General features: G+C 37.6%; 3 protein-coding genes and 1 pseudogene. 3 read left to right on the top strand and 1 reads right to left on the bottom strand.

What is annotated here, in order from left to right; translation table 11 throughout:
* Positions 1 to 214: 214 nt before the first annotated feature.
* From rpsI to V7266_RS28320, 3 genes and pseudogenes are all read left to right on the top strand, one after another.
* A pseudogene (rpsI, locus tag V7266_RS30850) lies at positions 215 to 274 on the top strand (30S ribosomal protein S9); the annotation flags it as partial.
* A gap of 358 nt (positions 275 to 632) precedes the next feature.
* Entirely contained in the window at positions 633 to 2,561 is a 1,929-nt protein-coding gene (locus tag V7266_RS28325; RefSeq protein WP_335472557.1) for an outer membrane protein assembly factor BamB family protein, read from the top strand.
* A gap of 122 nt (positions 2,562 to 2,683) precedes the next feature.
* Positions 2,684 to 3,148: a hypothetical protein gene (locus V7266_RS28320; protein ID WP_335472556.1), complete on the top strand. Its 465-nt coding sequence runs from the start codon at positions 2,684 to 2,686 to the stop codon at positions 3,146 to 3,148.
* 799 nt (positions 3,149 to 3,947) lie between these two features.
* On the opposite strand, the gene V7266_RS28315 is transcribed toward V7266_RS28320, so the two are convergent.
* Positions 3,948 to 4,162: IS3 family transposase (locus tag V7266_RS28315; RefSeq protein ID WP_335472555.1), on the bottom strand; the 215-nt coding region annotated here is incomplete at its 5' end.

Here is a 4,162-nt window from a genome sequence, read left to right as displayed (position 1 = left end):
ATGCAAACGTTGAATCTGTATCATACCATTTTTTAACTGTCCAATAATAATTGTCATTTATTGATATCTTTCTAACTGCATTACCTGCTAAATAAGAAACAGAACCCTTCAAAATATCACTTTTAACATATCTTCCTATGGTTGCATATGTAAGTCCAGAGGCAGCATGGAATGTTTTATTTCGTATTTCTACCTATTATATGGACACATATAAGAACGTAAAAAATACGGTCTTAAAGGTGCTCGTCGTGCGCCTCAGTTCTCAAAATGTTAATATTGGTGTTTCAAAGACTCTCAGTCATTTTGGCTGGAGGTCTTTTTTTATGCTTATAATGAGTAATTGGTCGTACAACAGTACAATTAAACTTTTGATAAAAGAACTATTTGATCATTAAGGGGATTGGTCATCGTTTATGAGATAAAGTTGAATTCATCGAAAACTTATCACTCGCATTTTAAAAGAGGGAAGGAAGAATTATTTACAATTTGCATAATTTATTTTGCTTTGGGTAATTATACCAATGTTCTTATAAAAATTAGAATGTCTTAAGGAGGTTTAAAGACTCAAAGTAGAAAAATTATCATCAAAAATTCGATTTATTATTTCATAATGTCAGGAGGGTATTTCCGTGATGCGATTTTTAAAGTCATTAGGTTTAGTTTTGCTTGCGAGTATAGTTATAGTTGGCTGTCAGTCGAATAATAACAAGAATAATGCAAAAAACAAAAAAGGGGAAACCAAGGAATCCAACCAGGCAAATCAGGAAGATGAGACGGGATTCCCAAATTGGGGGTATGACTTTCAACATACACGACATGTGCCCTATAAAGAGATTACAAAAGATAATGTAAAAAAAATGGGGATTGCATGGCAGCAGGATATCTTAGATTGGAATAAGGATGTTCCAAATTTACAAGAAGATTTCCCTGTTGTGCACGACGGGGTCATGTATGTGACTAGTGCGAAAAATCATGTGTTTGCGATCGATGCCGCAAGTGGAAAGAAACTTTGGTCATGGACACCGCCCAAGGAAGTACTTGATCATCTTAATAGTTTGCCATGGCAGTCCAATGTGGCAAGTAGGGGTGTCGCAGTGGCCAATGGAAATGTATTTGTCTTGATGATAGATAATCGGCTGGCCAAACTTGATGCGAAGAACGGAAAACTGTTAAAAATGGTCAACTTTTGGGATCATGAACCTTCCATCAAGTTAGAAAACAGATATTATGAATCTTCAGCTCCGATGTATTATGATGGCAACGTTTACGTTGGAAGCAGCGGCGGTGATAATGGTACACGAGGTTTTGTTTGGGCGTTTAAAGCAGATACCCTGGAACCGCTATGGAAAGAGCCGTTTTGGACCGTTCCTGAAAGAGGAACGGGCTGGGCGAAGGGCAAATATACGGGCGGAGGCTCCGTATGGACACCGATGTCATTTGATCCAGATACTGATATGATGTATTTTGCTGTAGGGAATCCAGCTCCGGACTTTTATGATGCAGATAGAAAAGGAAAAAATCCATATACTGATTCTATCACTGCTTTAGATAGTAAAACAGGGAAGTTTAAGTGGTCATCTACTCAAGTTGATCATGATATATGGGATTATGACGCTGCCGCAACACCGATGATTCTCAATACAAAGGTCGATGGGAAAAAGCAAAAGGTTGTGGTGGAAGGCGGTAAGAATGGAAAGTGGTATGCGTGGGACGCAAAAACGGGGAAGACCATTTATGATGGGGTACCTTTTGTCAAAATTCAACATTCGGACGTTCCAAGCGATGAGAGTAAGGCTGTACTTCAATGGCCAGGAACGCCAGGTGGAGAAAGCTATGCTCCACAGACTTATGACCCTGAAACCAACTATGTGCTTATTCCAGGTATTAATAGTCCTAATTTAATGGTAGCGGCTAAAGATGCAGAAGAGATTGCTAAAGATAATAATACTTTCCCAGGAACAAAGATACTTCCATTGCCAAAGGGTGTTGATGTTTCTGGTACCATTACAGCTATTGATATGAATACAGGGAAAAAAGTATATCAAAATAAAACGGACGATCCGATGTATGGCGGATTCACAAGTACTGCTGCCGGTCTTGCTTTTTATGGGGAATTGGGTGGAAAGGTAAATGCTCTTGATATTAAAACAGGTAAAGTATTATGGAGTATGGAAAGTGGAGGAAAACAAATCAAAATGGCACCTTCCATATATACCGTTGACGGCAAAGAATATGTTGCAGTCATTACTGGTGGTACGAAGGTTGTTGTTTATGGTCTCGGAGGTAAGTTAAAACCTGGAGCTATAAATAAAAATGCAAAATTACAAGGGGAAGCTGACGTTGTTATCGATCCGGAAAAGGTATACAAAAGAAGTTGTATTTCCTGTCACGGGGATAATCTTCAAGGCGCAACAGCTCCAAATCTTCAACACATAGGCAAAACTATGTCTAAAGAGGACATATTGAATAAAATTCTAAATGGTGGTGACCGCATGCCAGCAGGCATGGCTAAAGGTAAAGAGGCTGAAGCAGTAGCGGATTGGCTATCCAAAAAGAAATGATTTTTACGCTAGAAGCAATCCGAGTCTTCTGTTTCCTTTAACGGACTCAGATTGTTTCTTAAAAGGATAAATATAGATTGGCGAAACATCAGATATTCACGCAAAGTAAGGATGGTGGAAAAATGAGGAAATTACTGAATTATACCGTGCGATTCATTGGTGCCGCCTTATGTATTTCCTTAATCTTTGGACTTGCCTGCCCAACTTTGACTAATGCTCAATCAAGCAAAGGCTTAGGTTCATCCGAGGATAACGGAATCAGGTTAACCATCAATGACTATTCGATAATAAACCACGGCCAAGACATTCAGCTGCATTATACGATAAACTCAAGTTCAAATATACAAGTTAGTTCGAATACTAAAAGTTTGATTGAAAACCCGTATATTTGGATTGGGAATACGTTAGTTCGTGAGGAATCAGAATCGTTTAAGAAAGTAAGTAATAATGAGTATAAAGGAACGATAATAGCACAGATGCATCATTACCGATCCGATAATACTGAAATGTCATTTCATACACATGGAATATTGAATCAAAAGGGTCAATGGACAGTTAATTTTATCTTAAAGAGTAGTCAGTACTGAGGTAGATGTTGAAAAACTAAAGGTATCCCGTATCATTCTTAAATCGTACGGGATAAATCTTTTGTACCATTAAAAATGAGCAAGCACGGAAATCACATGAGCTTCAAACTCAAATATGAAACAAAGAAGCTGTTCTATCGGCCCTGGGGTAAAGAGACCGAATTAGTCAATAATAACTCCTAAATCTTGGATATGGTTTATGTCCTCTTCTAGAGAGTATAAACCAGTAGGAACAAAAAATGAAAAACAATGTATTAAGGCAGCTTTCTAATAAGGAAGCTGCCTTTTGAAAGTTATTGAAAGGTATAACCGAATATATTTACCAACTAAGTTTACAACTTTCATTTATATGAGCAAAATGAATAAAAATCATAAACACTATAATAAAAAGTAATAAAGGGAGAAAGAGAAGCATGGATATTCGCCTCTTAGCTAATTCATGGAGGAGATGGTAGTTGAAACAACAGATGAATTAGAGAAATGGATTAATATCGAAATATACACTCCAGAGTAAGTCAGTCAGGTGATCTTAAATAAGGTAAATATTGTGCCCACCTTTTTCGGGTTAAGCTCCCAAAATTGAAGATGGATTTCAGGTGACTATTATAGCTACAGATGATATTTTTCAACCTTTTCAAGAGGCTCTACTTGCACGTCGAGTAGGTCAGCTTGAAAGAGAAGTTGATCGTCTACAGCAAGATATAGCAAATTGTTTTGGTGACGACGATGAGTCTTCGTCTTTCCAGTAAAGTAAAAGGACGTTCCAGTGATCTGACCCAATAAAGTTAGACAAAAAAGATTAGGCAACCATCAAGACTTGAGTCCGGTATTCCACTGGGCTTAAGTCTTTTAATTTTGCCTTCATTCGCTTGTGGTTGTAATAAAGAATATAGTCGGCTAGCTCTCTTTCAAAATGTTCAATACTATCAAATTCCTGTAAATACAGGAGTTCGGACTTTAATAAGCCAAAGAAATTTTCCATGACTGCATTGTCCAAACAGTTACCCTTGCGGG

The sequence above is a fragment of the Neobacillus drentensis genome, from assembly GCF_036965645.1.
Lineage (GTDB): Bacteria > Bacillota > Bacilli > Bacillales > Cytobacillaceae > Neobacillus > Neobacillus drentensis_D.
This window is presented reverse-complemented; position numbering and strand designations above follow the sequence as displayed.

Bases quoted from the DNA above. Each gene is read 5' to 3' on its own strand.
- V7266_RS28325 (WP_335472557.1), top strand. From the start codon at position 633: ATGCGATTTTTAAAGTCATTAGGTTTAGTTTTGCTTGCGAGTATAGTT.
- V7266_RS28320 (WP_335472556.1), top strand. From the start codon at position 2,684: ATGAGGAAATTACTGAATTATACCGTGCGATTCATTGGTGCCGCCTTA.